The sequence below is a fragment of the Streptomyces poriticola genome (genome assembly GCF_036689765.1).
Lineage (GTDB): Bacteria > Actinomycetota > Actinomycetes > Streptomycetales > Streptomycetaceae > Streptomyces > Streptomyces poriticola.
Genome location: NZ_JBAGKH010000066.1, coordinates 1 through 5,578 on the forward strand (window position 1 = coordinate 1; position 5,578 = coordinate 5,578).

At 65.7% G+C, this 5,578-nt stretch carries 3 protein-coding genes and 3 pseudogenes; 1 reads left to right on the forward strand and 5 read right to left on the reverse strand.

Annotated features, from left to right (window positions below; translation table 11 throughout):
• Window positions 1–123 precede the first annotated feature (123 nt).
• Entirely contained in the window at window positions 124–498 is a 375-nt protein-coding gene (locus V5O46_RS31300) for a hypothetical protein (RefSeq protein WP_332888123.1), read from the forward strand.
• Between the two features lie 30 nt (window positions 499–528).
• Here the strand turns inward: V5O46_RS31300 and istB are convergent.
• From istB to V5O46_RS31325, 5 genes and pseudogenes are all read right to left on the reverse strand, one after another.
• Window positions 529–1,068: pseudogene (istB, locus tag V5O46_RS31305) on the reverse strand (IS21-like element helper ATPase IstB); the annotation flags it as partial.
• Window positions 1,069–1,170: 102 nt separating this feature from the next.
• Entirely contained in the window at window positions 1,171–2,943 is a 1,773-nt protein-coding gene (ltrA, locus tag V5O46_RS31310; RefSeq protein ID WP_332888124.1) for a group II intron reverse transcriptase/maturase, read from the reverse strand.
• A 668-nt stretch (window positions 2,944–3,611) separates the two neighbouring features.
• Window positions 3,612–3,851: pseudogene (locus V5O46_RS31315) on the reverse strand (ATP-binding protein); the annotation flags it as partial.
• Between the two features lie 109 nt (window positions 3,852–3,960).
• Entirely contained in the window at window positions 3,961–5,196 is a 1,236-nt protein-coding gene (gene istA / locus V5O46_RS31320) for an IS21 family transposase (protein WP_456300731.1), read from the reverse strand.
• Window positions 5,197–5,387: 191 nt separating this feature from the next.
• A pseudogene (locus V5O46_RS31325) lies at window positions 5,388–5,578 on the reverse strand (transposase); the annotation flags it as partial.

Consider the following 5,578-nt stretch of genomic DNA (forward strand, 5'->3'; position numbering starts at 1 on the left):
TGTCGGCGTACGACCTAAGCTCCCCAGCTGCGTACGGGTGAACGTCCCCAGCTGTGTCCTCGGACCAGAGCACGGTTGAGGATCTCGGTTGAGATCAGCAGAACGAGCGGAGACACTCGCACGATGAGTCACAGCGCATCGCTCGGATCAGTCGAACGTGCTTGGGACGGGCCGTGGTACCGAGTGCGCACGGAGTCCTTCGAGGCGTCCTTCCTGCCCAACCCGGACGAGGACCTGGACCTGGTGTGCAATGTTGATCTCGAAGTCCGGCTTCTGGACGGATCCCGGTGGAGCGCAACTGTCTTCACCGTTGCTGAAGTCGCACGTCTGATGGAGACCTGGGCAGGGAGCGACGAGGCCCTGGGGGGTCGCTACTTCTGGTGCTCGGATGGGCTGATCGTCCGTGAGCCTGGCGTCAGCAACATGACTGATGTCATCGCCGGCCTGTTGGACTCTGGTGAGTTCACTCAGATCCTCCAGCGACTCGACGGCGACTGACCTGACCCGGGCTCTCCGCGGAATGATCTTCTAGGCCACGTCGGTCTCGCGCTCGATGGCCTGGAGCCGGTTCTTCAGCCGGTAGCTGGGCCCGTTGATGGAGATCACTTCGCAGTGGTGCAGGAGGCGGTCGAGGATAGCGGTGGCGAGGACCTCATCACCGAACATCTGTCCCCATTCGCTGAAGGTCTTGTTCGAGGTCAGGATGATCGAGCCCCTCTCGTAACGCTTCGAGATCACCTGGAAGACCAGGTTCGCTTCGGCGCGTTCGAGGGGCTGGTAGCCGACCTCGTCGACCACGAGGACGCTCGGCCGCAGGTAGGTGCCGAGCTTGTTGACCAGCCGTCCGGCGGCCTCGGCGGCTTTGAGGTTGCGGACCATGTCGTCGAGGCTGGTGAAGTAGATCGAGTAGCCGGCCCGGCAGGCCGCGACCGCGAGGGCGACGGCGACGGCGACGGCGATGTGCGTCTTGCCGACCCCGGGCGGCCCGAGCAGGGCGGCGTTGGCCTTGGCGTCGACGAAGGACAAGGTGGCGAGGTCCTTGACCTTGCGCGGGTCGAGCTCGGGCTGGAGTCGGGTAGCCGGATCGCGTTGCCGCGATCCGGCCCCCTCAGAACCGGACGTGCGCCTTTCGGCGCATCCGGCTCAAGCAAGCCACGAGGGCTTCGCAGGTCAGCATCGTGATGTGGCCCGTTTGCCATCGCCTGCGTGGTGCTGACGGTGGCATTCGGAGTGCACGAGGCGAAGGTTATTCCGCTCGTCGGTACCGCCGTCGCGCCGGTAGGTGAAGTGATGCTTGTGGAGCATCTTCTTCGAGGCCGCGAACCAGCTGATCCACTCGCGTGGACTGTCCGGTTCGTATTCGGCCCCGGCGATCAGCGCCTGTTTACAGAGAGGGCAGAGCCCTCGCTGCCGCACCGCCAGGGCAAGACTGATCTTGTCCATGGGCGGTGGCGCTTTCCTTCGGCGGCGGTTCTGCCAGTACTCGCCCAGGCTGGAGTCATCTGGTGACGCCCTGCCTTTCACGAGTGAATGGCGGACGATGCCTGTCCAGGCGAACTTGGGTAGGAAGGCTCCGCTGTCGCGGTCGCCGAACACCCATCTGTCTCGCCGGGACGGGTGGAACTGCCCGAAGTACCGCTCCATTACCCAGTACCCAGGCTTGTTGTGGTGGCGACGTCTGGCCCACTTCCAGGTCAGCCGCCACACGTAGTGATCCAGCGACGTGAACGTCGTCGTGGACGCCACCGCCCGGTAGTAGGCCGCCCAACCGCGAACGATCGGGACCAGCCTTCGCAACACGGCCTCGGCATTGGTCCCCTGGAGGGACTTGACCTCGGTCCGTAGTCGCGCCCGGAGCCTCTTGCAGGCTGCCGCGCTCGGCTTGATGATCAGCTTGCTGTCCATGCGGCGGACAGTGAAGCCGAGGAAGTCGAAACCTTGCTCAAGGTGAACGACTTTGGTCTTCTCTTCGTTGAAGCGGAGACCTCTGGGCTTCAACCATTCCTCCAGCCGGGACCTGACCTGGTGCACTTCTGACTCGCTGTGGCAGAGCACGACGAAGTCATCGGCATACCTCACCAGAACTGGGGTGCCCGATACGGAGCTGGGCTCACGCCCGGCTCGGACCACTTGATACTGGCACCCAGCAGCCTTTTCCAGCCCATGCAGAGCAACGTTCAGCAGCAGTGGACTGATCACACCGCCTTGAGGAGTTCCCTCCTCCGTTGGTGCGAACCGACCACGGTCGATCACGCCCGCTGTCAGCCATGCGCGGACCAGTTCCCTGGCGGGGAACAGTCCGAGAGAGCTCATCAGGTGGTCGTGGTCGATGCGGTCGAACGCCGCCGACAGGTCCGCGTCCAGAACCCACAGACGCTTCGCGTGCTTCCCGCAAGACGTCCAGAAGATCGCGGATATCGCGTCCTGACAGCTGCGGCCGGGCCGGAAGCCGTAAGACCTCGGCTCGAACCGCGCTTCCCACTCGGGCTCCAGCGCGTTTTTCACCCGCGCTTGGAGGACCCGATCACGAATGACCGGGATCCCGAGGGGCCGCTGTTTCCCGTTGCTCTTCGGGATGAATACTCGCTTGACCGGCCTGGCTTTCCAGGGCTGGGACGACCGATGGATCTCGGTCGCCAGCGTGCCTCTCGCCATGGGGGTGAGGGCTCGCTCCCCGTCGATACCAGCGGTCTTGCGGCCACTGCTCTGCTGCGTCACCCGCTTCACGCTGACCAGCGTGTTGCTTCGGCTCCGCAGCATGAGCTTCTGCAAGTTGCGGACCTTCTTCAGGTCCCCATCCCGCGTCGCCTTGAAGATCCGCTGCCTCAACCGCCGTACGTTTCTCTCGCAGATGGCCCAGTCGATGCTGTGCCATTCGAGGTTCGCGTCCTCGGGTCCGTTCACCGCAGGCGCGAGTGCCTCGACGGTAGTCGTGACTCCCATGTGCACCTCCGGCGTCTAACTTGTCCCTCGGTTCCAGCGCTCTTGCAGTGGTGGCTTCAAAGGCTCACCTGATCCACGTGGGCGCCCTTTCGGGCCGGGCCACGAAAGCCCGTATCCGGCGAGTTATGCGCGAAACGAGTGAAGGTCTCGTCTCCCGGTTTCCTCTGGCCTTTCGGCCCGCCGGCCTTCGCTTCTTGGATCATCCTTCTCCCGCCGGGGAGTTCAGCTCTCCTTGCGGTCGGCCTACCAAGCCTTGGCTTGGACCTCGACGGGGTTTCCACGTTCCACTCCGTTGAGAGACGACTGGGATGGGCGCCCCCTTTACCCCGGGACCAGTGGTATTCCCACCCTGGGTCTCATTGCCCTGGGAGCGCTTGGTGCGTCTCAGCACCAGGTCCTTGACCATGGATTACGTGCCATCCAGTGGTTTTACGATGACGAGGCATCATCAGGGGTTCACTTGCGTTCGCCCGTCCAGCCTTCTCCTTGCCTGTGGCTCCCCGATGGCCAGGGTGCCCTTGGGCTCGAACGCTCAGCTTCACACCCCGCCGTTACCAGCGACGCATGTGAGCGCGGAGACGGGCCCGAATACTGGCCCGAAGGGCGGCCGTCCTATCCCTCCTTCATGTGACCGTCCTTACTCAATCGGAGCGACTTCGTGTCGCACACGAGAAGTCGTACTCGTCGAGCGTCTTGTGGTGCGGCAGCTTGGACAACCGCAGTCCCTGGCGGAAGCGGCGGTCGTCGCGGACGGCGAGTTCCTCGGACAGCACCAGGTCGAGGAAGTCGAGGTAGCCCATCTTCGCCTCGTCCGCCCGGCGGGTGTACTCGTTGATGGTCTCCGCCAGGTGGGGCAGGCCGAGCTTGCCGGCCGTGGTGCGGATGCGGTTGCCGGTCAGCTCGTTCAAGAGGACTCCTTTGTCGGGGAGTAGGTGGTGAAGGGGCGGGTGCCGGTCAGCTCGTCATAGACCGACAGCGGGCGGCGCCCGACCTCAACACGAGTGGCCGCGGCCCGGGTCAGCAGAGCCTTGAGCGGGCCAGGTTCCCCTCCGGACCGCTCGCGGCGGGGCCGGGGCAGGGTGTCGCCGCTGGTGGTCCGCCGGCCTTGGCCGGTGGGCAGTCCGTCCCAGTGCGTCTCCTCGACGACGCGGACGCCGCGGCCGACGGCTCGCGGGTGGACGGCCAGGAGCGTCTCGCTGTCGGCACCGGGGCCGGTGGAGTGCAGATGACTTGCGACTTCGTGGCCCTGATCTCCACCAGTTGGCGGGGGCGGACACGGCGGGCGGGCACCGAGTAGAGGTTGCCGCCGAACGCGACCAGGCAGTCCTTTCTGACCGGCCGCAGATGCCGCTCGGCCACCAGATATGGAGTCGGCGGCAGCGGCCTGAGTGCCGCGTGGTCGCGGGCAGCCCGCTCTCCGATGACCTCCCGGTGCGTCTTGTGGATCTGGGCCCGCCGCTGCGGCACCCGGGTCACGAAGGCGGCGTCCACCTCCTCGATGGAGGAGAAGGCCCGGCCGGACAGGACGTGGTCGCGGACGATGAGGACCTGTCGCTCGACCCGGCCTTTGCCGGTGGGGCGGTAGGCGGCCAGGACGTCGATGTCGAAGTCGTAGTGGCCGGCGAAGCCGACCGGCTCCGGATGCAAGGGAACCGCGTCGCCGGGGGCGACGTGACGGCGGACGACCGTTTTGGTGCGGTCGTAGACGATCGTCATCGGTACCCCGCCGAAATGTGCGAACGCCCGCCGGTGGCAGTCGAAGAAGGTCTGCAGGTCCTGGCTGGTGGTGAAGCAGCAGAACGGGTCGCGGGAGTACGACAGCGTCATATGGAAGGAGTAGACCTTCCCAATGCCCATGTGGGCGAGGATCTTGCCCTCGTCACCCCAGTCCACCTGGGCTTGGGCGCCCGGGATCACCTCGAAGCGGCGGTGCATGCCTGCCAGTTCCTTCGGGGTGACGCCGAGTTTCTCGGCAATGCGGGGGCGGGCTTGCTGGACGTAGGGCTTGGTCCGCTGGTAGTTGCCGGTGAACCCGTACTCGCTGACCAGCCGCTCGTGGATCACCGCGGCCTTCATCAGGATCTCTGCCCGCAGCATCGAGTCGACCAGCGGCGCGAACTCGTCGATCACCCTCGCCCGGGACCGTCCGCTCGGTGACCGGCGTGGCGGGGTGGCCGGGCCCGGCGCCGAGAGATACTTGCGGACCGTCCTGCGGTCCAGCCCCGTCTCCCTGGCGATCTCCGACAGGCTCATCGTCCCGGACTCCAACAGGCGACGGAAACGTCGCAGTTCCAGCCAGCGATGCAGGTCCAAGACCATCGTCGACCGCCCTTCTGCCGCCCCATACCGACCAGCAGCAGAGTGCCGACCCGCGTTCCTCAGCGCATCAGGAACTGGTCACGTTCATCCGTACGCAGGTGGGGACGTTCAGGTATACGCCGACACCAGACGGCCTCCACCGCCTCAGGCGGCCCTTCAGCCCGTCGCAGACCAGCATGAGGACGTCGTTCACCCCGCGGTTCTTGATCTCGGTGAGGATGTGCATCCAGTGCTTGGCGCCCTCGCCGCCGTCGCCGGCCCACAGCCCGAGGATGTTGCGGCGTCCCTCGGTGGTGACGGCCAGGGCCACGTAGAC

Excerpts from the sequence above, each read along its gene's own strand:
- ltrA (WP_332888124.1), bottom strand. The coding sequence starts at position 2,943 with ATGGGAGTCACGACTACCGTCGAGGCACTCGCGCCTGCGGTGAACGGA.
- V5O46_RS31300 (WP_332888123.1), top strand. The coding sequence starts at position 124 with ATGAGTCACAGCGCATCGCTCGGATCAGTCGAACGTGCTTGGGACGGG.
- istA (WP_456300731.1), bottom strand. The coding sequence starts at position 5,196 with ATGAGCCTGTCGGAGATCGCCAGGGAGACGGGGCTGGACCGCAGGACG.